Annotated in this window: 14 protein-coding genes and 1 pseudogene; 1 reads left to right on the top strand and 14 read right to left on the bottom strand. The window is 45.6% G+C overall.

Translation table 11 applies throughout. The annotated features are described in order from the left end of the window. Nucleotides 1-12: 12 nt before the first annotated feature. From CLC91_RS11905 to CLC91_RS11865, 9 genes are all read right to left on the bottom strand, one after another. Nucleotides 13-2,538: a glycoside hydrolase family 2 TIM barrel-domain containing protein gene (locus CLC91_RS11905; protein WP_095498987.1), complete on the bottom strand. Its 2,526-nt coding sequence runs from the start codon at nucleotides 2,536-2,538 to the stop codon at nucleotides 13-15. Between the two features lie 159 nt (nucleotides 2,539-2,697). After that, the gene (locus CLC91_RS11900) at nucleotides 2,698-5,319 is read right to left on the bottom strand and encodes an endonuclease (RefSeq protein ID WP_095498986.1); all 2,622 of its coding nucleotides are present in this window, start codon (nucleotides 5,317-5,319) and stop codon (nucleotides 2,698-2,700) included. Nucleotides 5,320-5,387: 68 nt separating this feature from the next. Continuing rightward, nucleotides 5,388-8,525: an ExeM/NucH family extracellular endonuclease gene (locus CLC91_RS11895; protein ID WP_095498985.1), complete on the bottom strand. Its 3,138-nt coding sequence runs from the start codon at nucleotides 8,523-8,525 to the stop codon at nucleotides 5,388-5,390. Nucleotides 8,526-8,559: 34 nt separating this feature from the next. Then, nucleotides 8,560-9,612 (bottom strand): hypothetical protein, encoded by a 1,053-nt coding sequence (locus tag CLC91_RS11890; protein ID WP_095498984.1) that lies wholly within the window; start codon nucleotides 9,610-9,612, stop codon nucleotides 8,560-8,562. A gap of 650 nt (nucleotides 9,613-10,262) precedes the next feature. Then, nucleotides 10,263-12,905 (bottom strand): endonuclease, encoded by a 2,643-nt coding sequence (locus CLC91_RS11885; RefSeq protein WP_095498983.1) that lies wholly within the window; start codon nucleotides 12,903-12,905, stop codon nucleotides 10,263-10,265. Nucleotides 12,906-12,971: 66 nt separating this feature from the next. Next, nucleotides 12,972-16,109 carry an ExeM/NucH family extracellular endonuclease gene (locus tag CLC91_RS11880; protein ID WP_095498982.1) on the bottom strand — a complete coding sequence of 1,046 codons (3,138 nt, stop codon included), beginning with the start codon at nucleotides 16,107-16,109 and terminating at the stop codon, nucleotides 12,972-12,974. Between the two features lie 34 nt (nucleotides 16,110-16,143). Further along, the gene (locus tag CLC91_RS11875) at nucleotides 16,144-17,196 is read right to left on the bottom strand and encodes a hypothetical protein (protein WP_095498981.1); all 1,053 of its coding nucleotides are present in this window, start codon (nucleotides 17,194-17,196) and stop codon (nucleotides 16,144-16,146) included. Between the two features lie 426 nt (nucleotides 17,197-17,622). Beyond that, nucleotides 17,623-18,969 (bottom strand): NAD(P)/FAD-dependent oxidoreductase, encoded by a 1,347-nt coding sequence (locus CLC91_RS11870; protein WP_095498980.1) that lies wholly within the window; start codon nucleotides 18,967-18,969, stop codon nucleotides 17,623-17,625. Nucleotides 18,970-18,987: 18 nt separating this feature from the next. After that, complete coding sequence (locus CLC91_RS11865; RefSeq protein ID WP_095498979.1) at nucleotides 18,988-19,986, bottom strand: arginine N-succinyltransferase; 999 nt, start codon at nucleotides 19,984-19,986, stop codon at nucleotides 18,988-18,990. A gap of 218 nt (nucleotides 19,987-20,204) precedes the next feature. Between CLC91_RS11865 and CLC91_RS11860 the strand changes: the two genes are divergently transcribed. Continuing rightward, the gene (locus CLC91_RS11860) at nucleotides 20,205-20,804 is read left to right on the top strand and encodes a Yip1 family protein (RefSeq protein ID WP_095498978.1); all 600 of its coding nucleotides are present in this window, start codon (nucleotides 20,205-20,207) and stop codon (nucleotides 20,802-20,804) included. A gap of 67 nt (nucleotides 20,805-20,871) precedes the next feature. On the opposite strand, the gene purF is transcribed toward CLC91_RS11860, so the two are convergent. From purF to folC, 5 genes and pseudogenes are all read right to left on the bottom strand, one after another. Then, complete coding sequence (gene purF / locus CLC91_RS11855; RefSeq protein ID WP_095498977.1) at nucleotides 20,872-22,389, bottom strand: amidophosphoribosyltransferase; 1,518 nt, start codon at nucleotides 22,387-22,389, stop codon at nucleotides 20,872-20,874. 36 nt (nucleotides 22,390-22,425) lie between these two features. Then, nucleotides 22,426-22,923 (bottom strand): CvpA family protein, encoded by a 498-nt coding sequence (locus CLC91_RS11850; RefSeq protein WP_095498976.1) that lies wholly within the window; start codon nucleotides 22,921-22,923, stop codon nucleotides 22,426-22,428. Nucleotides 22,924-23,022: 99 nt separating this feature from the next. Then, nucleotides 23,023-23,334, bottom strand: coding sequence for an SPOR domain-containing protein (locus tag CLC91_RS15235; RefSeq protein WP_408634227.1), 312 nt, complete (start codon nucleotides 23,332-23,334; stop codon nucleotides 23,023-23,025). A gap of 117 nt (nucleotides 23,335-23,451) precedes the next feature. Further along, nucleotides 23,452-23,586 (bottom strand): annotated as a pseudogene (locus CLC91_RS15230) (sporulation protein); the annotation flags it as partial. A 10-nt stretch (nucleotides 23,587-23,596) separates the two neighbouring features. Next, a complete protein-coding gene (folC, locus tag CLC91_RS11840; RefSeq protein WP_179287562.1) occupies nucleotides 23,597-24,853 on the bottom strand; it encodes a bifunctional tetrahydrofolate synthase/dihydrofolate synthase in 1,257 nt (418 codons plus the stop codon). Between the last annotated feature and the right edge of the window lie 8 nt (nucleotides 24,854-24,861).

The raw sequence follows: 24,861 nt of genomic DNA, 5'->3' as shown, positions 1-24,861 counted from the left end.
ACTCCCATCAAATTATTGACGGTTAAAGGTTATTTCATTGGATTGAATGCCCTGAGCTTTAACGGCCACCGAGCTTATACCGCCCTCCTTAGCTCTAACAATTAACAACGCTCGTCCTAAATGCGTCGTTAATTGGTTGCTATGATAGGTTTCCATGGTAGCGCTGTTGCCATTATCAACTCCGATTATCTCGAGATTGCTTGAAACCACAAATTCAATGCGGTGCTCTTGATGTCGTACCGGATTGCTTTGGCTATCCAGCAGTTGTACCTCAATGTGCGCTATTTCATCTTTCACCAGTGACAATCCGTGAGTATCAGCGCTAAGTTGAATCTGATTGGCATTATTGGACGTGGTGATGCTGTCGCTCGCTTGGCACGCCCCTACTCCCTTGGCCTCGATCGTGCCTGCTTCAAATGGGGTAAACCATTTCAGTATTCGATCGGGATTGTCAGATTGCTTTTGAATGCCTAACGATACCTTATTTACAAACAACTCAACCGAATCGCAGTTACTCAGGACCTCAACAATCACAGGTGCTTGATTGGGGTAGTTCCAATGGCGATTGACGTCTTGCCAAATCCAAACTCGTTGTTGCCAGGCACCGGGCTCTCGCTCTACTACATCACCATCAGCGTTGCTGCGATATAGCGACTTTTCTTCAACCTGACTTGAAATGTATACGTGGGGTTTATCGGACCATAGGGATTTTATCATGTGATAAGACGGCTTGGTGAACCCGGCGGTGTCTAACATACCACTTTCGGTACTCTTTCGAGGCCAAGCATTGTGCGCCTCGCCTAAATAATCGATACCCGTCCATAAAAAGGTACCGGCTATAAAATCACGCTCTTCGATGGCCTTCCATTCGTGCCACTGTACTACGTTTTCGGATCCCATAATCGGCTTACCGGGAAACAACCTGTGACCATAATCATAGATAACACGTCGATAACTATAACCAATGACATCAAGCGCATCGGTGTAGCCTGAAATATGGCTCACTGAAGGCAAAATCAAATTGGCCGTAACGGGTCTTGTGGTGTCGACTTCCTTTACCCATCGAGACAACTTGTTGGCCGTCTTAGCCAGCACATATTTGCCCTCCTCGCTATCGTGAAATCGCTTGTTGATGGCTTCTGGCGAAATAAAAGGAGGGTTATAGAAATAGTTACCCTTGGCGTTCATATCGAAATAACCGGTTGCGGCTTTGTACCTTGGATAAGTCCATTCAATTTCATTGCCAATGCTCCACATAATAATGGAGGGGTGGTTTCTGTCCCGTAAAATTGCATCTTTTAAATCCGCTTGTGCTTCAAGTTGAAACACCTCTGCATAGCCTCGGCTAATATCGTCACTATGACGCTCCCATTGATTTAATCGCTTATCTTTGGGGTTATCCCACTCGTCAAAAATTTCAGCTTGCACAAGGAAGCCCATTTCATCGCACAAATCAAGAAACTCGCTAGAAGCTGGATTATGAGCAGTACGAATCGCATTAACACCAGCGTCCTTTAAGCGTTGTAGTCGTCGATACCAGACTTTTTTAGGCACCGCAGTGCCAACCAACCCGGCATCGTGATGCAAGTTAACACCTTTAATCTTTAACGAGCGCCCATTAAGGCTAAAACCGTGTTCGCTATCGAAGTGAAAGCTTCGAATGCCAAAGCGAGTATGGTAACTAGCGATGGTTTTTCCATCCACTATCAGTTCGGTTTCGGCTTGGTAAAGATGGGGCGAATCAATATCCCAAAGAATTGGGTTTTCTATCGTGGTGGATTGAAGAAAGCGATCGCTTGAATTGGCATCGATACTTATATTTTTGTTGACTAAGCGGTATTGATTACCCTTTGCATCGGTTATCCGCGTTAACAGTTCCAATTGTTTTATATGTGAATATCGATTGTCTATTTCGACTTCAATAGAAACGTCAGCCTTATCTTTTGACACCTTATCAGTGGTAACAAATGTTCCCCAAATTGGGATATTGAGCGGGTCAGTTACCCTTAATTCGACGTTACGATAGATTCCGGAGCCCGTATACCAGCGGCTGTCTATATAACGGCTATGATCAACCTTGACTGCGATAAGGTTTGGTTTTTCGACGGTCAACGCATTGGTTATGTCGATATAAAACGGCGAGTATCCGTTAATCCGTCCGCCAAGTTTTTTGCCGTTAACCCAAACTTCGCTGTTTGCGTAAACGCCATCGAAATACAAATAAAACAGCTTATCTCGTTGGCTCTGCTGTACATCAAAGGTTTTTCGATACCAGCCAACACCACCTGGTAAGTATGCGGTCGCGCCATCATAAGCTTGATCAAAACCTGCTTTTATACTCCAGTCGTGAGGCAAATCGACCGTTTGCCAGTGGCTGTCATCGTAACCGTTGTTGCTATAGCGTACATCATCACCTTCTATAAACATCCACCGCTGATTAAACGAGTGATGAGAGTCGCTTGCATTAAGCTGAGCATAAACACAACTTGAATGGGTAAAAGTTGCAAGCACAACAATCATTATACGTAGCCATTGCATCGCGGCCTTCCTTAGCTATCAACTAAAAATATTGTTAACAGTTAACATAAGGGTATTTCAGCAAAAGGGAAAGCGGAGATTTTTTATACAAGGCATAAAAAAACCAGCGACAGAGTTAGCACTCTTATCGCTGGCTTTAAAAAGCAGCCCGTTAACTATTTAGCGACGACGTAGCGCTAAAGGCAGCAAGAACAATAAACCAAGGCCAAAGCTACCGGCGCCGTCTGGCTTAGTCCAGCCGCTTTGCGGACCATTGCTGACCGAGATTGCAACCGTTTCTGTCACTTGCTCGACACCATCGCTTATGATGAGTGCAAAGACTAAGTCTTGGTCTAAGGCGACGCTTGGCGCCGTCACATTTAATACCAAACCGCTGGAATCATAGTCTGCAAATTCGCCAGATATTTGTTGCCATTGGTAAGTGACATCATCCGGTGCATTAGCAACGGTAGCGGTAATGGTTGTACTGTCCGCTTCGTTTAGGTTGGTATTTCCATCGAAACTTACGTACACCTGCAGAGGAACATTTAGAACAATCACAGTAACTACATGAGTGGCTTGATGGGTTCCATCGCTGACCGTTAGCTTAAACTGCAATTCGGTATCAGCATTCACTTCTGGCGCCATGAGCGAAAGTTGCGCTTGCTCAGCATCGAAGTCCAATGCAGGTCCAATTAACTGCTCCCACTTGAACGTCAGAGCGGAGCCATCAACTGCGGTGGTTTGTGACGCATCAATGGAAAAGGCTTGCTCTTCGTAAACATCGGCCGGTGCTGCAATGACGAAATCTACGTCAAGTTCAGGATTTGGAGAGTCGCCACATTGATCACCGTATACCTGTTGAACCCAATCCGGATTATCGATGTACGGGTTGCGGTTGCCTTGATAAGTGTAAACGCCATCGTTACGGCGTTGATCCACTTCGTCTACAGGATCCTGCTGATGCCAAGTGTATAAAGTACATAGCTTACCGTGGATAGGCGCATTGGCTGCTAACTCTTCAGTTGTGGTATACCGGTCAACCGCAATTAAGTTCGGCATGTTACCGTCGCTACTCGCCCCTTGATAACGGGTATCCATGTACAGGATCATACGAGCAATATCACCTTTCACTTCGTCACGAGGTTCGAAGCAACGGCGAGTTGAATCCACGTAGTTGCCCGGTGCGCCATCGACTTCACGACCGGTATCGCTACACCAATCGAAATCGTAGTTGCTGCGGATGGTATTCACTCGAGCATTCGCTGGACGTAAATGGTGCGCATCCACATAACCTAGCTGAGACTCGCTCGGGAAACCATGGCTCTTCGCCCAAACGTGTTCGCGATTCCAGACATCTTGACCGCTGCCATTATGGTAGTTACTGCGGCTGTTGCCTGTGTAGATCTCGATAATGCTCTTTTCATTATTTGGATCTTTGTCCGAGTACAACATAACCGTCCAAACTTGCTTATAGGTTAAGCGATGTTGATCTTTGGCAATGACTTCTGAAATCTTAGCTCTCATGGCTTCAGGAGAATCGAAGTTGCCATTAAGAATTTCTGAGTAGTAGACGTTTGGATCGAAGGTATTCGGGTCAGCAACCGGATCTAGCTCTTCACAGTTATTACACGGACCTTCTGGATCTGGGTCTGGCACTACAGGAGGCTCATCACAGGCCGATTCGCCCATGCAACCTAAACCATCAGCGGTATTAACCGGGAAAGTAACCCACTGATTGTCATCACCTGGGAACGGTGCTGTTGCATCGGTTTCACCCACTTTAATGCTGTCTTTACGACGCAGCGTTTTATCTTTGGTGGAGAAGTTCGGGTCATTTGGATCGAGCCATTCGTCTTTAGGTCGTTCACCCAAGCGCCCAATACGGTCAATCACAACATCGTCTTGATAGAGTACTACCGCATCGTCACCGTTAAACCAAACAACGTTAGATGCTTTACCGATTTTAAACTCGTCCGCCGCACTGGCATGATGGAAAACGATTGAGGCACCTGGCTCCAACATTCCGGATAGAGTTTCTGAGTTGCCCGGAGTGGTTTGACCGTTAAAATACAGTACTAGCTTGTACTCAGAGGCATCCAAATCAAGCGCTTCACCACCAACGTTTGAAAGCTCAATGGCTTTATTATTTGACGTTCCTTCAATGTACTCGGTGATGATCAACGAGCCAGGACCTGCAGAAGCGCCACACGCCCCTTCGCCTGGACAGCCAAGACCGTCACTGGTGTTGATATCAAAGGTAACCCACTCGTTGTTCGCCCCAGGAAACTCCCCTGTTACGTCGGTATCGCCACTGGTTACGCTGCTTTTACGACGTAAGGTTTTGTCTTTTGATGAGAAATCTGGGTCATTCGGGTCTAACCATTCTCCGCTTGGTCGCTCCCCAACGCGCCCAAACCGGTCAATCGCAACGCCGTCTTTTGATAGTACTAAAGCATCATCTCCATTAAACCAAGTTACGTTAGATGCGGTACCAATTTTGAACTCATCCGCAGCACCCGAGTTATGGAAAACCACACTCTCTCCCGGTGCTAAATTACCGGTAAGTGTAGCTTTGTTGCCCGGTTTATCTAAGCCTGCTCCGTTACTGTAGAGCGTTAGCACGTACTCAGAGGCATCTAAATCAATAGTGCTATTGCCCAAGTTAGATATTTCTACGGCTTTATTGTTACTACTGCCTTCGATGTATTCAGTAATAACAAGGTTAGCATGGGCAGCACTGGAAACGCTTGCTAACAGCACCGCCACACTGGTTGCTAATGCACTGATTTTCTTTTTCATAATCAATTCTTTTTACTTCGTTAGTGTCAAGCGCACTGCGGGTACAGTGCGCTTAGCCGGTAAATGAGTTAGTGGACGCTGCGACGACGCAACAAGGCCAAACCAAGTAGTGACAACAAGCTCAGTAAGCCGGTTGTTCCACCTGTGTAGTCTTTGTCTTCGCGTTTGATTTGAGCGACCAAGGAATCTCGGTTCGCTATCTGTACCTCAACAGTAACTTCAGAGCCTGGAACCACTTCGTCATTACGCAGCAATTGAAATGTCGCATAGTAATGAGCGGATGGAGCGCCGAATACTTCGAAGTTAACCAGCTCAACGCCATCACGACGCAATACCACGTCGGGCTCAACCAGCTGGCCAAGATCGAGTTGTTCATCGTCGTGTTTTTGAGTCAATTTAACCGTCGCTACATCCCCGGTTAAGGTTTCAACACCAGCAGGGATTTGATAAGGCACCTTAAGCAGCTTGTTAAGCTTGGTCAGATACATTGGACGATCAGCATCCGCTTCACCGGGTAAGTAGCTTAAGGTCAACAGAGCCGGATCATGATCTGAAGAGCGGAACAAGTCAGGACGGAAGAACTTATGCTCGACGCCATCTTGAGCGTCTTTATATTCTTGGTTGTAATCGTACAAGTTGGATTCGGCCGCGTTAATATGCCAATCCGCCGCATCAATTACTCGCCCTTCTAACGATGGAGAAATCAAGATATGGTCCAATGAACCCACTTCATCGTTATATGAGTAGCTCCAAGAGACTCTTCCTTGTTGGGCATACAATTTAGAAATAATGTCAATGTAACCATAACTGTGAGCAATCTGAACCGGAGAACCATCCATATTGAACTGAGGTTTATGACCAATGAAGGTGTGGCTTGCGGTCTCTAGGGTTTTGTTACGCGGATTATCGGTTAACACCAACATGGCGTCTTCTTGAGCGTAAGAGTTCAAGTCACCAAGGATGATCTTATCACCAACCACAGTTTCGAGTTCTTCAGCAAGTTGCACTGCACCTGCGACACGAAACTCCGCACATGAACCTTGGAAATCGAGGTCAGGTGCATCTTTGGTCCACACTGTAGCGTCTCCAAACTCAACACCTTGCCAATCTTCCCAACAGGTGGAACCTTTGGACTTGAAGTGGTTTACCGCAAGGGTCAAACGCTTACCGGTTTGGTTAACTAAGAAGGTAGTAACCAAGGCATCACGATGGTAATTTTGTCCGCTTTCTAAAATTTCATCACGACCGTCTTTAATGACTTCGTTGTTGTCGTTAACAATGGTTGGCGCTTTTTGTTGTGGCATAGTCACAACCCGAGTGCGCTCAATGCTTAACTTTGCAGGACGATAGATAATTCCGGTTGCAATCGCGTCTGAGCCTAGTGCGTCAAGCTCGTCTAGAATTTGGTTACCGTTGTGGTCAAACCCAACAAACACGTAACGGTTTTCCGTTGAGTTTGGTTTATCGTGGTTGTTTGCCCATTCGTCGTTGTAGAACACGTTTACTTCGTTCACGAGATCGGCAATGGCACTGGTTAATCCAAAACCGTTGTTTTCCATTTCCATCAACGCAACCGCATCGGAATCTAACGCGCGAATCGCTTCAACTAATTTGGCTTTTTGTTGAGTGAACTCAAGGTAAGTATCGGCACCACGGCTTTGTCCAAATTGGTTTTGGGCACCGCCAAACGGCGAGTTGAAGTAGTTAAACAAGTTGAAACTTGCGATGCGAACAGAGAAATGATCTGGTGCAACGGTTTCGTCAATCGTAGGTGTAGTGCTGCGAGGATCATTCTTAATAAAGTTATGGCTTTTTAGCGTGTTGGTTACGGTTAAGTGGTAGTCACCAAAACCGTAGCTAACAACACCTTCCATACCCACAACACTGTCGTTAATGCGAATGTGGTTTTGATGCGGATCCACACCAAAATCAGGGAAGTATGGAATGTCACCGTTACCGGCACGACTGGAGCTTTCAACAATCAGACGATAATCGTTGTTTTGCGCAGCCGCAGCTTTTGATTCCGGCGAGCCTGCAACATGCAATTGGTTTGGTTGCACATTCGGACGCTTATAAGCCAAAGTCATGTTGTTGCGGAAGCTGTCGTAGTTAAAGCTAAAGGTACGCGAAACGCGCATGTTTTGCTCGCCATCCAACAACGGATTCATGTCCTCAGGCAAGCGTACTAGCATGCCTTCGTAGCGTTCAAGCGTTGTCGCAAAAGAGCCATTATCGGACTCTAACACTTCGATTTCAGTGGCAACCGTTGGCGTGAAACCACTGTCGATGACATCCCAGCTTTCTGCGCTGAGCTGCGTTTGACCAAAGGACTCTTGTACTTCACTGCCAAGGCATAAGGTTTGCCCAACCAAGGTGCTGTTGGCTTTGCTACTCTCTACAAAGATACCGTCAGAAGTAAGCGGATTATTGTCAGAAACTAGATCTCTTAGGTAGAACCCTTTTTTAGGCAGGTTCACAAACGCACTGACCACACCTTGAACAGCGACCGTTTGACCTTTAAGAGGAGATTCGGAGCCCGGTCCTTGAATCTCGCCAATGGTTACTAAATCGGCACAAACAAACGGTACGTAAGGGTCTGCTAGATTCGGGGCACCAACATCAGATTTATCAAGCGGGCTTATAACTTGCCATTGCGAAGCATCGTAATTATTGCTTGGCTGAGGTGCGTTACCATCCACATCTTGTCGACGACGCAAGGTGGTGTCAGGCGCCCAAACGTTGCCGTTATCCGGATCGCCTACGCGGTCAATAACCGTATCGCCATCCTTAATAAAGAAGCCATCATTACCGCTTAGATAGAAATCGGAAAAGCTGGTATTTGGATCGCCTTCGCCAATCACATAAATACCGCCGTTAGCGGTAATAATGTTCTTGTACTCGTCGCTCGCATCTTTATGCAATACAACAACTGACTGACCCGGTTGTAAGGTATAACCGGATAGAATTGGATTACCGTTGGCGTTTAACATGAGATTGTCAAATCGACCATTAGCACGCATATACGCTGCCGTAGTATCGGTAAAGGTAAAGGCTTCAGTAGCACTGGTGTTGGTAATTTCAACAGAGCCAAGCTCCGCCCCAAAATCTTTTTGTACCATTTCTGTGATTAGCAGATCGTTAACACCCGCAAAAGCACTGGTACTCATTAAGCTGGCGACCGCCAGACAAAGTAAACTTTTTTTCATAGTAAACTCTTTCATTTTTTAGCTGGCAATCGAATTAGAAATAGATTCGAGCGTAGGCATAAACCGCCTCAGGAGCTTCTCCTGCACGGCCTTCAAGTGATAGAACGATTCCACGCTCAGGTCGGTAATCGAAGCCTAGGCTGGCCCAGCGACGCTCTTTACCAAACTCTCTAGGAAGTTGGGTGTAATCGTAGTTAGGCCCTTCAACGTCCCAACTTTCGTATTGCTCGTGATTGACTGAAGCAATGATGTCCCAAGCCGCATTGACTTCGTATTTGCTGGTTAGCGTTACACCAAAGTTTCTGAAGGTTTCGTAGCCAAGATAAACGTCGCCACTTTTACGAGTTGCTAAATCTTCATCTTCAATAAAGCCATTTAGCCCGAAAAATAGACTAGGCAGCACTTTAACTCGCATGCCTAGACCGGCCAGTTTCTGTTCGCCATATTTAGAAATGCCATCAGCGCCACCGCGGCCTTCTAGACCAATTACGGCTGAGAAATAGTCGCCCATCCACCCTAGGTAACCGTTGACTATGTCGCCTTGAAGTTGACCGTTTTTGTGCTTGCCTTCATAGGAATAAGAAACACCATATACGAGGTTTTCGAAGTGAGCTTCGTACTTGATGGTATTCTCTTGGTCACCGGCTTCACCCGTTTCCACCGATTTATTGAAGGTAAAGTCACCAAAGTGATCGTAACGATCGAAGGCTGTATCTGTTAAGCCAAAGTGAACCCATTGATGGTCATCGAAACGATAGCCGACGTACATTTTGTCGATAGCAAGTTCAAACTCACCATCGCCGCCGCGCCAGTTTCGACGTTGATAGTCTAATTCTAAGCGGTAGAGATATTGACTGCGCTCACCGGTAATGCCCATGGTCGCGAAACTATCATCAACATAACCTTTGGTGTCGTAAAACTCATCGTGGTTATAATCAGGGTTGGTTAAAAAATGCCCCCCTACACCCACTTCACCGTACAAGCGAACATAATCACCATTATCACTTTGTTTCAACGTGACAGCATCTGCTGCATCCGCGAAAAACAAAGAGCTCAAAGCGATCGCAATGGCCGTTCTTTTTAGCATCGCACTTATTTCCAGTCTGTAAGCGTCCGCCTGCCAGTTGCCTTTGCAGACGCAAAAATTTATTGAAAGATTTGGATTAAGATTTTGATGTTTGATCTAGAAATGAAATAGAAACGATAAGTAAGTGGATCGGTAACCGAAATTACACATATGCACCAAACTCTTCCCAAGCTATTTATTATTGAGCATCAAAAAATTAACGCGGCAATGCTAGAAAAGTGCTTAGATCATGGCAAGAACAAGAGTGCGCGCTTGTTCACAGTACCAAAACGAAGGGCAAATAACTCATTAAATACAATAAGTTAAAACTCAAACCATCAAGGGCTCAGGCAACTTTCAAATTATTGTCATACAAGCCGTTGAATAGGAGCTATCAAAAGCTGTCGGCTCGAACTTTCATAAAAATATGCGTGATTCGCATCAACATAACGACGTAAACCGTTAAATCAATCACAAGTAAACTTTTTATAAATTTGAAGTAGATCCACTATTCTTAGAAACTCTATTAACGCGTCAGGTGTTACTCAAGTGTAAAGAATATATATAAAATGTTGAGATATGGCGCGCAAAACAAGTGCGCAACAAAAAGCCAGTTGCTGAGTAAAAATATCAGCAACTGGCTTATTAAAAGCTCGTGTTTTTAGAACTTGCTAGCGACGGCGATTTAAGGCCAACGGCAGTAACAATAGCAATCCTAACCCAAAGCTACCGGCACCATCCGGTTGAGTCCAACCCGACTCCTTGGCATTAACATTCGTCACTTCAAGATTCACTTGTTTAACAACCTGCTCTGAACCATCAGAAATGGTTAGCTCAAACACCAGTGACTGGTTTAGGGCTACCTCAGGTGCAGTGACATTTAGCACAAGGCCGTTAGAATCATAATCCGCTGGATTGCCAGAGACCTGCTTCCAAAGGTAAGTGAGGTCTTCTGGGGCTTGAGCAATGCTGGCCGTAATGGTCGTGCTATCACCTTCGATTAGTTTGGTAATTCCATCGAAGCTTACATCCAAACTAAAGGGTACGTTTTCAAGGGTAACGTTGACCAATTTAGACGCGGTTAACGTGCCATCGGTTACCGTAAGTTTAAACTGCAACTGGCTGTCTTGAGCCACCTCTGGAGCGGTCACTTCTAGAACAGGTTTATCAGCGCTAAAGGTAACATCTGGGCCTGCGACTTGCTCCCAGTTAAAGGTAATATCGGAACCATCAACCGCCACAGTTGCTGATGCATCAATGGTTAGCGTGTCACCTTCAACAACTTTTTCAGGAGCGTTCACCACAAAATTCACGTCCAGCTGCGGTGTTGGCGCGTCACCGCATTGAGCCCCATAAACCTGTTGAACCCACTCAGGATGATCGATGTATGGGTTACGGTTACCTTGATACTTGTATACCGCATCGTTACGACGTTGGTCTGTTGCATCGACAGGATCTTGTTGATGCCACTTATACAAGGTACACAACTTACCAATATAAGGTTGGTTTGCTGATACTTCGTCTTTGGTAGTGATCCGATCAACCGCAACTAAGTCAGGCATGTTTTGGTCATTACCTTGGTAACGAGTATCCATGTACATGATCATACGAGCAATGTCGCCTTTCACTTCATCACGAGGCTCGAAGCAACGTTTTGAGGCATCTAAGTAGTTGCCAGGTGCCCCTTGAACTTCGGTACCGGTATCGCTGCACTCATCAAAGTCGTAGTTACTGCGAATGCCGTTTACTTTAACGTTGGCTGGACGCAAATGATGAGCATCTGTGTATCCGTTCATGGATTCGCGAGGGAAACCATGGCTCTTAGCCCAAGTATGCTCGCGGTTCCAATCCGTTGGGTTACCACCATTGCTGTATTTAGAGGTAGACGCACCGGTATATAGCTCGATTACATTGTTTGGATTGCTTGGATCTTCATCAGCATATGTGATGGCACTCCACACTTGCTTGTAGCTAAGCTTGTGATGCCCCTTAGCTATTACCGCCGAGATAGCATCTTTCATGGCTTCAGGGTTGTCAAAGCTACCACTATCAACAGCTGAGTAATAGACGTTGATATCGAAACTTGCAGGATCGGCAACCGCGGTCAAATTTTCACAGTTATTACAAGGTCCTTGGTTTGGATTCGGTACCACAGGCGTACCTCCGGTAGAACCGGTATCGCCACCAGTGCTAGAGCAAGCGCTTTCGCCTGAACAACCTAAGCCATCAGCAGTATCTTTGTCGAACACGATCCAGGTGTTATTGGCTCCAGGAAACTCTGCTGTTGCATCCGTTTCGCCGACTCTAACCGCATTTTGACGACGAAGGGTTTTACCTTTGGTGGTAAAGTCTGCATTGTTAGGATCTGTCCACGCCGTGCCTGGGTCTTCACCTAGCTTACCTAAGCGATCGATCACAACATCGTCTTTATATAAGACTAAAGCATCATTACCGTTGAACGTGGTAAGTTGAGATGCGCTACCAACCGCTTTAAAGTCGTCAGAGGCCTGGTTGTTGTAAAACACAATGGACTCACCGGCATTCAGCGTACCAGAAAGTGTTTCCGTTTGCTCAGGAGTGGTTTTACCATTGGTAAAGAGCACTAATTTATACGCTGCTGCGTCCAAATCCAAAGCGCTACCACCGACATTGGATAGCTCCACCGCTTTGTTGTAGGACGAGCCTACAACGTATTCAGATATGATCAGCGAACCAGGCTCTTTGGTACATGCGCCCTCACCTGGGCAACCCAAACCATCGCTGGTATCTTGATCGAATACAAGCCATTGATTGTCGGCTCCGGGAAACGCTGCACTGATATTCGCATCACCAGTTGTTACACTTGCTTTACGGCGTAAGGTTTTATTAACCGTCGAAAAGTTAGGATTGTTAGGATCTAACCATGCTTTATCAGGGCGCTCTCCCACTTTTCCAAAACGATCGATTGGCGTACCATCTTTCGATAGAACAATAGCATCATCACCACTAAAATACGTTACAGTCGAGGCAGTCCCTACCTTAAACTCGTCTTCAGCATCTCCATTGTGAAAAACGACACTTTTGCCCGCCGCTAATGAGCCCGTTAATGTTGCAGAATTGCCTGGCTCTGTCTTGCCATTGGAGTATAGCGTCAACACATATTTGGAAGAATCCAAATTAACGGCGTCTGTACCTAGATTAGATACCTCAACAGCTTTGTTTTGGCCACCACCTTCTACGTATTCCGTAATTACTAAGTCGGCTCTTGCCGCCGATGAAACCGTCACTAACAATAAAGTAGCGGCCGATGTTAGTGCACTAAATGTCTTATTCATAATCAAATCTTACTGATAAATTGATGAAAACACGCGACACCCGCCGCGTGCTGACTCGGTATTGCATTAACCGTATTTACGGCGACGAATACTTGAGAAACCAAACAGAGCTAACAAGCCGAACAGTCCAAAGCTGCCTCCGGTGTTATCTTTCTCTTCCCGGGTAATTTCCGCCACGAGTGAATCGCGATTAGCGATTTGAACGTCGACGGTTTTTTGTGATCCTGGAACCACTTTGCCATCTCGAGTTAATTGCATAGACACCGTGTAGTAAGCCGATGGTGCACCGAACACTTCAAAGTTCACTAACTGTGTATCAGCCGATTTAATCACAACGCTAGGCTCTACTAACTGGTCAAGATCCAACTGCAGGTCTTTGTCCATTTGAGAGAGCTTAACCGTTGCCACATCACCCGGTTGAACTTCAACACCGGCAGGAATTTGATAGGGAACCTCTGCCAATTTCTCTAACTTGGTTAGATACATTGGACGGTCTTTATCGGCTTCACCTGGAAGGTAGCTCAGTGTCATTAACGCTGGATCATGGTCCGACGAACGGAACTGATCGGGATGGTAGAACTTATGAGGCCCATCCTGAACTACGGGCTTGTACTCTTGGTTATAGTCGTACAAGTTCGACTCGGCAGCATTAATGTGCCAGTCCGCCGCATCAATAACTCGCCCTTCTAGTGATGGTGACACTAGAATATGATCCAACGAGCCTACTTCATCACTGTATGAGAAGCTCCAAGGAGTCTTACCTCTAGCAGCGTACAGCTTAGAAATAATGTTGATGTATCCGTAGCTGTGAGTAATTGGCACCGGTGAACCATCGCGATTAAACTGAGGTTTTTGGCCAATAAAAGTATGGCTAGCCGTCATCAAGGTTTTGTTACGCGGATTCTCAGTTAACACCAAGAGAGGATCTTCTTGAGCGTAGGAGTTCAAGTCACCTAAGATTACCTTATCGCCGTCAATCTTGTTTAGCTCTTCACCCAGACGCACGGCACCGGCGATACGGAACGCCGCACAAGCGCCTTGCAAGTCTTCATTCGGAGCGTCTTTTGTCCAAGTGGTAGCATCACCGAACTCAACCCCCTGCCAATCTTCCCAGCAGGTAGACCCTTTTGACTTAAAGTGGTTAACCGCAAGGGTTAAACGCTTACCGGTTTGGTTAACTAAGAAGGTAGTCACTAGCGCGTCACGGTGATAGTTTTGACCACTTTCAAGTAACTCATCACGATCATCTTTAATCACTTCATTGTTGTCGTTAACAATGGCTGGGGCTTTCTGTTGAGGCATAGCAATCACTCGAGCTCGCTCAATACTGAGCTTGCTCGGACGGTATATGATACCGGTCGCGATGGCGTCAGACCCCAAAGCATCGAGATCATCGAGAATTTGGTTGCCATTGTGGTCAAAACCAACAAATACATAGCGGTTTTCAGTGGAGAACGGCTTGTCGCGGTTATTGGCCCATTCATCGTTGTAATAAACGTTAACTTCGTTAACCAGATCAGCGATGGCACTGGTAATACCAAAACCGTTGTTTTCCATTTCCATTAAGGCAACCGCATCAGCATCTAGGCTACGGATGGCTTGTACGAGCTTGGTTTTCTGTTGGTTGAACTCAAGCTGAGTATCAGCACCACGGCTTTGTCCAAATTGGTTTTGAGCGCCGCCAAACGGAGAGGTGAAGAAATTATATAGGTTAAGGCTGGCTACCCGCACCGGAAAATGATCTTTCTCAACCGTCTCATCGATAGCGGGACTGTCGGTGCGAGGCTCATTTTTGATGAAGTTTTGGCTATTAAGTGTATTGGTTACCGTTAAGCTAAAGTCGCCGTGACCGTAATTAATAACCCCTTCCATACCCACAACACTGTCATCGATACGAATGTAGTTGTTGGCAGTATCCGTAATGAAATCGGGGTAGTATGGGATGTCACCATTACCGGCTTTGTTTGAACTTTCAATAATCAAACGATAGTCAGAGTTCTGTGCCGCAGCCGCTTTAGCTTCGGGCGAACCGGCAACGTTAAGCTGGTTTGGTTGGATGTTTGGACGCTTATAAGCCAAAGTTAAGTTGTTTCTAAAGCTGTCGTAATTAAAGCTGAAGCTGCGTGCTACGTGCATGTTTTGCTCACCGTCTTCTAACGGATTCATGTCTTGCGGCAAGTTGACTAACATGCCCTCGTAGCGCTCTAGAGTATTTTCAAAAGAAGTACCATCTGCATCAATAACTTCAATATCGGTAGGCGTTGTTGGCGTGAAGTTGCTATCTACAACGTCCCAATCATTAGTCATCAGCTGAGTTTGACCAAAGGATTCTTGAACTTTGCCACCTAGACATAACGTTTGACCGACAAGCTGACTGCTGGCTTTGTTACTTTCAACAAAAATACCATCTGAGGTCTGCACATCCCCATCAGAGACTACGTCACGTAAGTAAAAGCCTTTCTTAGGTAGATTAACGAACGCCGACACCACACCTTTAACCGCTACGTTTTGCCCTTTTAGTGGCGATTCTTTACCTACGCCCTGAATGTTACCTATCGTGGTTAGATCGGCACATACAAACGGTACAAACGCTTCTCCATAATTAGGTTTACCCACGGTTGATTTATCTACTGGGCTAATGCTTTGCCATTGAGTAGCATCGTAGCTTGGAGACGGTGCTGGCACGTTGCCATCGGCATCAAACCGACGACGCAATGTGGTGTCTGTTGCCCATACACTGCCGTCATTAACCGCCCCTACTCGGTCAATTACCGTATCACCATCTTTGATGAAGAACCCGTCATTGCCACTTAAGTAAAAATCAGAATGTGAGGTATTCGGATCGCCCTCACCAATAACAACAAGCCCGCCGTTATCAGTAACAAGCTTTTTATACGCTTCACTTGCACCACGATGCAGCACAACAAGCGATTGACCAGCGGCTAAGGTAACACCACTAAGAATTGGCTGACCGGCAGCATTTAGCATTAGGTTGTCATATTTACCATTACCACGAATATAAGCGGCCGTAGTATCGCTAAAAGTAAACGCCTCAGTGGCGCTAGTGTTGGTAATTTCGACCGAACCAACTTCGGGGGTACGGTCTTTTTGCACCATTTCGGTTATCAATAAATCATTAACGCCAGCGTATGCACTCGCGCTCATAAAACTGGCCATGGCCAGACAAAGTAAACTTTTTTTCATGGTTAGCTCGATATTCAGTTAACTTAAAACGCGATTAAAAATAAATGCGTGTGTATGCATAAGCGGCCTCAGGCGCTTCGCCAATCCGCCCTTCGAGCGACAATTCAATGCCTTTAGTCGGACGATAATTAACGCCTAAACTACCCCAGCGTCGGGCTTTACCGTATTCAGGCTCAAGCTTGGTGTAGTCATAATTTGGACTTTCGACGTCCCAGCTTTCATATTGCTCGTGGTTTATCGACGCTATGATGTCGGTGGATTTATTAAGTTCGTATTTACTGGTGAGGGTTACACCCATGTTGCGGAAGGTCTCGTAGTTGAGATAAACATCGCCACTTTTTCGAGTTGATAGATCTTCATCTTCGACAAAACCGTTTACGCCAAAAAATAGATGAGGCAAGGTTTTAACTCTCATCCCAAACCCTGCTAGGCGTTGCTTACCGTATTTAGATTCGCCGTCGGAACCGCCCCGGCCTTCAAGGCCGACTACCGCAGAAACATATTCGCTCATCCAGCCGACATAACCATTAACAATGTCGCCCTGAGCGTCGCCGTTTTTATGCTTACCTTCGTAGGAGTAGGACACCCCATAAACGAGATTATCGAAAGCTGCTTCGTATTTAAGGGTATTTTCTTGGTCACCCGCTTCTCGAGTTTTAACCGACTCATTGAAGGTGTAGTCACCAAAATGATCATAACGGTCGAATGCGGTATCGGTTAAGCCTGCTTGAACCCACTGATGGTCATCAAATCGATATCCGATGTAGACCTTATCAATGGCCAACTCAAACTCGCCATCGCCGCCACGCCAATTGCGTCGCTGATAATCTAATTCCAACCGATAGATAAACTTATCGCGCTCTCCGGTGACACCCATCGTGGCAAAACTGTCGTCTACATAACCTTTGGTATCGTATAGCTCGTTGTAGTTGTAATCTGGGTTAGTCGCGATATAACCACCAACACCAACTTCACCATACAAGCTTGCAAAATCACCGTTATCGCTTTGTTCTAAGGTTGCTGCATTCACCACGGTAGCACCGAACAAAGTACTTAAGGCGATCGCTATGGCCGTCTTTTTAAGCATCTCGTTTCTTTCCATTTAATGGGCTTTACCAAATTTGCGCGTCGGTAAAGAGTTAAAAGTAAATCTCGATTTTTATTAACGAGCAGCCATAAAAAAATCCAAAATAATAAATCGTCCGAGCTCTAATTAGCCTTGGCTAAGAACTGGAAGAGTTATTATTTTGGATTTTAATAAAAGGTCTAACTCGTTAATGCCGACATGCTATGTAACGCCTTCAATGAACACAAGCCCCATAACAAGAGATGAAATCACACAAATCTAGAGGAGAGCATAAAACCCATTAATATCAACAAGTTAAAATCATTAAATATCAGCTGAATTCCATTGCATAATAATTTACACACTACCAAATTTTATAATCACACAAACTCATTATAAAAAGACACCTTTTTAGAGGGCGTTGTTAGAATGGAAGTTGAACGCTGGCTAATTAAACCTATCAACGTATTTGCCATACTGAAAATAACACCACTGCCCGACCCGACGCAGCGGTGCCAATGGGAATCGAGGCAGTTCACTTTGGTATAGGGGTATGTTTGGAATTGTCCCTCCAGATACCTGGTCGGCAAGTCGTTTGCCCACTTGAGCGGAAAACGCCAAGCCACTGCCACAGTAGCCCATGCCGTAATGTATTGATTGGTTGCTGTCATGGCCTATGTGTGGAATATCATCTAAGGTCATACAAATCCAACCCGACCAAGCATAATCAATGGTAAGTTCACCGATATTTGGAAAGCTACTCTTAAGCACTTTCAGCAACCGCAACGCATAGTACGGATTGCTCGCTTGTTTGCCACTAATGGCTCCTCTGCCGCCAAACAGAACGCGGTTGTCAGGTAGCTTACGGTAATAATACTTTAGTGCTCGGGTATCCATAACCACATTATCTGTTAACCAATTCGCTTGTTGCAGTTGTTCGGGGTTAAGTGGATTAGTGACTATGATCTGCGACAACACAGGTAAGGTTCTGGATGTTATTACCGGACTAAAGTTTTTAGGGGTGTACCCGTTAGTTGCAATCACCACTTTTTTAGCCGTAACAATGCCTTTTGGGGTTAACAATCGTTGCTTACCCCCATGCTTATCCAACCAACTTAAGACGGGAGTCGATTGATATAATTTCACTCCTAGATTCATGGCTAACTCTTTATAACCTAACGCTAACTTCAAGGGGTTTAAGCCAAACCCATCCTGATAGCGAATTGCGCCATAGGCATTGTGATCCGCCATATAATCTCGATGTAACTGCTCGCGTGTAAGAACGTCTATAGGTGTACCTGAGTGGCTTTGCTGCACATTGGCCAGTTGCTGTAGCTGCTTAAATTGGCGAGTCGAGTGCGCTATCTTGATGTAACCTTTGCTTTGCACATCGCAATCAATTCCTTGGGCAATGAACTCTTCTACCAACGCTACGCCCTGACGCATTTCCTGGTAGATGGTAGCTGCGACCTCCTCGCCCCATTGATTTGCCATAGAAGCAATAGAGCGCCGCCCTGATGAGTGCAACACAAAGCCAGCATTGCGACCACTGCAGCCCCAACCGATTTGGTTTGCTTCTAAAAGAGTCGCTTTGATGCCATAGTTTCGAGCGAGGTGTATGGCGCACGATAAGCCGGTGTAACCGCCTCCAATAATGACCACGTCAGTATCAAGATCCCTATCTAGAGTCGGTACTTGTTGTGCTTGATTGCTATCAGCAATGGTGCTCGCCCAATAGCTGTTGGGGTAACGCTCCCCTTCTCCCGGGTGACTATCAAGTAGCGGGTCGTACATGAGCTTTCCTTAATCTGATTAACGTGGGCTGATATACAGCCAATCACCGCACTCTACATTCAGCATCTGTGCATGCTCGTCACTCAGCAGAATGTAATCGCCATTAATGATTGAGGGAACAATGGCAGCCCTAAATTGCGCTAGGCGTTCGTTACAGCAGAGATGGGCTTCTTTGTATTCGCTCGCCGAAAAGGGCTCAATACTGACTCGCAATCGCTGTGCTTGTTTGACCGTCGCTAAATTGGCAAGCTCGCACACCATTGCTGGGCCTGCGTCATTAATTCCGATGCAGCCACTTTCTCGAAAGCCTTCGTTTCGCAATAACGGTATCGCGGCCTCCGTATTAGGGTGAACACGATTGATGAGTCGCCTAGCGCTATCGGGCAAACGACTAAGTTCAATCGGTTCGCTTGGCAATTGTGCAGCAAAACTCATGTCCCCCAGACCAATGTTATGATCCACTTCCTTAAACGTCATTGGACAATAGTTCTGTTGATACCACGCCCAAAAATCGGAGTGGTCGTTATCATCACTATCGCCCCGCATTTCAGCGATGACTTGCTTTGAAAACCGCTCAGGGTGGGCCAACATAAATAGAAATCGAAACCGCGACAATAGTCGAGATAATCCGCTCCCTCTGTATTTAGGATCCAGAAATAACGAACAAATTTCACTGCTGCCCTCCAAATCATTACACACCTGAATGGTTTGCCAAGACTCTCCATTGCGCTGATGCTCAGCAATTTTGTGGCTGTATAAGCGATGACTAAAGCCAACCGACGCTTCGATGGCACTGGTCCCAATAATGGTATTGGTGAGCGTGTCCTCTAACACAAACAAGTATCGTTGCCAGCTAGGGGCATTAGCGGCCTGAGTTAAGGACTGGTGAGACAATAGAATTCGTTGCTGTAAAAATTCTTTGTCGTTGGGAAGCGAGCTAAAGCCCGCGCCAGAAGTTCTTGCGATTTCAGTTAGTGAGTTCAGATCCGACAGCTCGATTGGGCGAATTATCTTCATGCTTTTCTTGTTTATGAATTTCCTCACTATTCTTGCAAATTATGGCATGGATCTCGATAGCACCAGCACAAAATGTAAACAACTAATTAACCACTTGTGAATGGTTATGCTTGACTCGGATTAAAATTTGTTCAATAACTAGTATTAGTGCTGTAAAAAGCCTCGTCAGTTGTTTCGGCGAGACTGTGTAAAATCAACGAAACAAAGGATAATAAAAAATGGTATTGAATCATCTGTTGGGTTTGTACACTCATCCTCGAGAAGAGTGGGAGACTATCGGTCAAAACCATGAAGCATTGCGTAGTAGCTTGTCTCATATTCTATTAATCGCGCTAATCCCTTCCGTTTGTGGCTTTATCGCAAGCACTCAAATCGGATGGAACATTGGTGCTGGCGATCCAATAAAACTGACTTCTCAAAGTGCCAGCATGATCTCAGTGGCCATGTATATTGGAATGGTGGCAGGCGTGTTCGCCCTTGCCTATCTTGTACATTGGATGGCTAAAACCTTTGGCGCTCAACCCACTAAAACCCAAGCCATCGAGCTTGCCGCGTACACCTCAACCCCATTGTTTATGGTTGGGTTATCCGCGTTGTTCCCTCAGTTGTGGTTTATGATGCTGGTAGGGCTGGCGGGAGTGGCCTATTCGGTTTACCTACTCTACTCCGGTGTCCCCATCATTATGAAGATCCCAGAAGAGCGTGGTTTTATATACGCAAGTTCCGTAGTCACCTGCGGTTTGGTGTTATTGGTGTCGTTAATGGCTGGTAGTGTCATTCTTTGGAGCCTGGGTCTCGGTCCAGTATTCACTCATTAATAAGTCTTTGAATTAAAAAAGGACCACGACTGTGGTCCTTTTTTATTGCGCTTACGAGCAGTTTTGTTTATGGATGCCCGACATTATGCAACTCAAGGTTAGTTCCTGCCTCTAGGTCTCTTTTCGCTTTGGCGTCATCGTTTCGAAGTGAAGTTAAATGGTCGAGATAGCTTTGATTTACATCGTTGGTCACATAGTTTCCATCAAATACCGAGGTTTCAAAGGTTTTTATTTCAGTATTCAATTCAGAAACTGCCGCGACTAAATCAGGCAAATCTTGGAAAATCATGCCATCGGCACCAATAATTTCACTAATTTCACTAACATCACGCCCGTGAGCAATCAGCTCATTAGAGGTGGGCATGTCTATGCCGTACACATTTGGAAAACGAATTTCTGGAGCGGCCGATGCAAAATAAACTTTTTTCGCACCCGCTTCTCTCGCCATTTCAATAATTTGCTCAGAGGTGGTACCACGAACAATTGAATCATCAACCAGCAACACGTTCTTGCCTTTAAATTCCGCATCAATGGCATTGAGTTTGCGTCTTACCGATTTCTTGCGCTGCTGCTGCCCTGGCATAATAAAGGTACGACCAATGTAGCGATTCTTTACAAAACCTTGGCGGTACGGCAATCCTAATCGGTTGGCAATTTCCAACGCGATGTCACAAGAAGTCTCAGGTATTGGGATTACCACATCAATGTCGTGGTCTTCCCATTCTCGATTAATTTTTTCACCGAGTTTAACACCCATATTAACGCGGCTTGCATAGACAGATACTTTATTCATAAACGAATCAGGACGAGCAAAGTAAACGTATTCAAAAATACAAGGTGAATAGCTTGGATTTTCAGCGCATTGTTGAGTAAACAGTTGTCTATCGTTGGATATAAACACCGCTTCACCCGGAGCGACATCTCGCACAAATTTAAATCCAACCGCATTAAGTGCAACGCTCTCTGAAGCGACCATGTACTCTAACGAGCCATCTTCAGATTCTCTCTGTCCAAGTACTAGCGGTCTTATTCCATAAGGGTCGCGAAATGCAACTAACCCTTGGTTAATAATCATCACCGCTACCGCGTAGGCGCCTCGAGCGAGCTTATGTACCGCTGAAACCGACTCAAATACATCTTCGGGCGCTAATTTGAAACTGTCTTTTTGTTGAAGTTCATGAGCCAGAATGTTTAACAAGACTTCTGAATCGCTGGTGGTGTTGATATGACGACGCTGTTGCAATGCCAGTTCTCGTAACTCTTCAGTATTAGTGAGGTTACCATTGTGAGCAATGGTCATTCCAAACGGAGAGTTCACGTAAAATGGTTGCGCCTCGGAGGCGCTTGAACTACCGGCCGTAGGATAACGAACATGTCCAATACCCGAGCTGCCTTGTAAGCGCTGCATATGCTTAGGTTCGAATACGTCTTTAACTAAACCGTTAGCTTTGCGCAGACGAAATGCACCATTATCTATGGTCACGATACCTGCTGCATCCTGACCGCGATGCTGCAATACGGTCAACGCATCATAAATAGTTTGATTGACCGAGTGATTTCCAACGATTCCAACAATACCACACATGGGTAAATTTCCTCTGAGTAAAACGAGCTAATCCGTTTACAGCGGATTAGCATTTTCAATAAAACTGGAGTTTGCTTCCATAAAATCAAAGAACCAAGTGATGATGACTTTGAACTCTTTGATGAGCAATGAATCCTGCCACCAATCGGTTTGATTAGCGCCAGTGAATGTATCTAGAAAGAATAGGATTGCGGCAACGACTAATGCCCCGCGTAACGCGCCAAAACAGACCCCTAATACTCGATCGGTGCCAGACAAACCGGTGCTTTTTACCAGCTGTCCTATGATGTAATTCACTATGGCGCCAACGATTAACGTGGCAATAAATAGGATTGCGATGGCGACGCCATTTCGAAGCATAGGATCAGATACTTGATCGATATGAACAGACAGGTCTTGATAAAAGCGGCTTGCAACGATAAATGCACAGAACCAGACGATAAGTGACATGGCTTCTTTGGCAAAACCGCGCACTAAACTTATAACAGTGGATAATGCCACAATCGTGATGATGGCATAATCAATCCATAACATGGAGGAAGACCTCGAAACTTAAGTTTACGGCGGCGATTCTAGCAAGATTTCTCACGAAACTCATTAAGCTTTTTAAGTCGATCACAAAAAAGCTTGCGGTTACTGATTTGCTAGCGGGTCATAACGAACAATAAGACCGTCTGTTTTAGCCACTTGTTTGATTATTTTTTGTTGTTTTTCTAAAGATTTACGCGATATATCGGGCCCAACAACGACTCTTGTTAGACGTCCATCAACGACCTTCTCCGGAACAGTAAAAGCTTTTACACCTGCTGCACGAAGGTTAGCAACCAGTGCATTTACGTTATCAGCTTTGGAAAAACTACCCACCTGAACAACATACGAGGTACCCGCTTGTGTCGTCGTTTGTTGAGCATTCTCTTGTTTAATTTCTTGTTTTGACGTTTTCAAATCAGCCGCTTGCTGTGACGAATCTTGTGGTTGTTCATTTGACTCTAGAGTTGCAGGCTCACTTGGTAACTCAATGGGTTCAAACGCTTCATTTGGAACGTCGACGTGTTGGTAATCAGGCCGCAATGGAATCGAGGCAAAATTGTCCTCTTGAACCTGCTTCTTACCATCCAGCATATCGGGTAGGAATATGATCCCAAGCGAAACCACTACAATGGTTCCAACTAAGCGGTTATGAAAAGCACTGGCCAACAGACGTCTCCTATATAACGTTCTTTTTAAAATCAGCTACAGTGTAAAATGAGCCAAACACAATTACCATATCTTGTTTGCTTAATTGAGGATAAAGCGCTCGCCAAGCTTCTTTGGTATTAGCGTAACACGATGAAATGGCCTTATCATCTAACTGCTCAGCCAACTCAACAGCGCTTGCGGCTCTGGGCCCAGATAAGTCGCACAACAACCAATGGTCGAAACAGCCATCCAATTGGGCAAGGGTTGCGGCCACATCTTTGTCCTTGAGCATACCAACAATCGCATATCGTTTACCGCGGCCGCTATAACGCTTGAGTTGTTTTGCTAAATATTCTGCTGCATGGGGGTTATGCGCCACATCCGCTATGACCGTGGGAGCGCTCATCAATTGTTCCATTCGCCCTGGAAGCGATGCTAACGCCAACCCTTTATTTAAGGTTTGTATATCAAGGTTTGGCATCAACCACTTCAATGCGGCTAATGCAGTGGCTGCATTAGCGAGTACGAGATTAGGCTTTACTAGCCCCTCAAGCTTTATCGACTTTAATGAAAACTGCCAACTAGCGTCTTGTTCGTCATATTCAAAGTCCTTGCCCACAAAATATGCGTCAGCGCCAGTTTCTTTTATTGCATCAGTCAGGCCGGTCGGTACGTCAGGCTCTCCTACGAAAGCGGGGCGCCCTTTACGCGTGATACCCGCCTTTTCACGACCAATGCTGCTGCGAGTATTTCCTAAGTATTCGACGTGATCCAGTGCAATAGAAGTGACGATGGCAACATCGGCATCAACAATATTAGTGGCGTCTAGACGTCCACCAAGGCCTACTTCTAAAATGATGTAGTTGGGTTGTTCTTGAGCGAAAAGATAAAGTGCACCAAGCGCTGAAAACTCGAAGAACGTGAGTGATGTTTTACCTCGTGCCTGCTCGATAGCATTAAACGCCTCGCAATGGCGTCCATCTTCAAGTTGGCTTTTATTGAATCGGACTCGCTCTCGATAGTGCTCGAAATGAGGTGAGCTAAATACGCCAACGGTATAACCGCTTTGGAGCAATACACTTTCTAAAATCGCACAACAACTGCCCTTGCCATTGGTGCCTGCTACCGTAATCACTTTTGAGCTTGGAAATTTGTCCAGCTGCATCCGTTGAGCAACGTCTTTGACCCGCGTTAATCCTAAGTCGATATCCTTCGGGTGCACTGCCATTAAATAATCAAGCCAGTCGTTTATCGACTGGCTTGTATATCGGGTCACTGAATTCATTAAACTCT

This window comes from Paraferrimonas haliotis (genome assembly GCF_002282895.1).
In the GTDB taxonomy this organism is placed as follows: domain Bacteria; phylum Pseudomonadota; class Gammaproteobacteria; order Enterobacterales; family Shewanellaceae; genus Paraferrimonas; species Paraferrimonas haliotis.
This window is presented reverse-complemented; position numbering and strand designations above follow the sequence as displayed.

Bases quoted from the DNA above. Each gene is read 5' to 3' on its own strand.
- CLC91_RS11905 (WP_095498987.1), bottom strand. From the start codon at position 2,538: ATGCAATGGCTACGTATAATGATTGTTGTGCTTGCAACTTTTACCCAT.
- CLC91_RS11900 (WP_095498986.1), bottom strand. From the start codon at position 5,319: ATGAAAAAGAAAATCAGTGCATTAGCAACCAGTGTGGCGGTGCTGTTA.
- CLC91_RS11895 (WP_095498985.1), bottom strand. From the start codon at position 8,525: ATGAAAAAAAGTTTACTTTGTCTGGCGGTCGCCAGCTTAATGAGTACC.
- CLC91_RS11890 (WP_095498984.1), bottom strand. From the start codon at position 9,612: ATGCTAAAAAGAACGGCCATTGCGATCGCTTTGAGCTCTTTGTTTTTC.
- CLC91_RS11885 (WP_095498983.1), bottom strand. From the start codon at position 12,905: ATGAATAAGACATTTAGTGCACTAACATCGGCCGCTACTTTATTGTTA.
- CLC91_RS11880 (WP_095498982.1), bottom strand. From the start codon at position 16,109: ATGAAAAAAAGTTTACTTTGTCTGGCCATGGCCAGTTTTATGAGCGCG.
- CLC91_RS11875 (WP_095498981.1), bottom strand. From the start codon at position 17,196: ATGCTTAAAAAGACGGCCATAGCGATCGCCTTAAGTACTTTGTTCGGT.
- CLC91_RS11870 (WP_095498980.1), bottom strand. From the start codon at position 18,969: ATGTACGACCCGCTACTTGATAGTCACCCGGGAGAAGGGGAGCGTTAC.
- CLC91_RS11865 (WP_095498979.1), bottom strand. From the start codon at position 19,986: ATGAAGATAATTCGCCCAATCGAGCTGTCGGATCTGAACTCACTAACT.
- CLC91_RS11860 (WP_095498978.1), top strand. From the start codon at position 20,205: ATGGTATTGAATCATCTGTTGGGTTTGTACACTCATCCTCGAGAAGAG.
- purF (WP_095498977.1), bottom strand. From the start codon at position 22,389: ATGTGTGGTATTGTTGGAATCGTTGGAAATCACTCGGTCAATCAAACT.
- CLC91_RS11850 (WP_095498976.1), bottom strand. From the start codon at position 22,923: ATGTTATGGATTGATTATGCCATCATCACGATTGTGGCATTATCCACT.
- folC (WP_179287562.1), bottom strand. From the start codon at position 24,853: ATGAATTCAGTGACCCGATATACAAGCCAGTCGATAAACGACTGGCTT.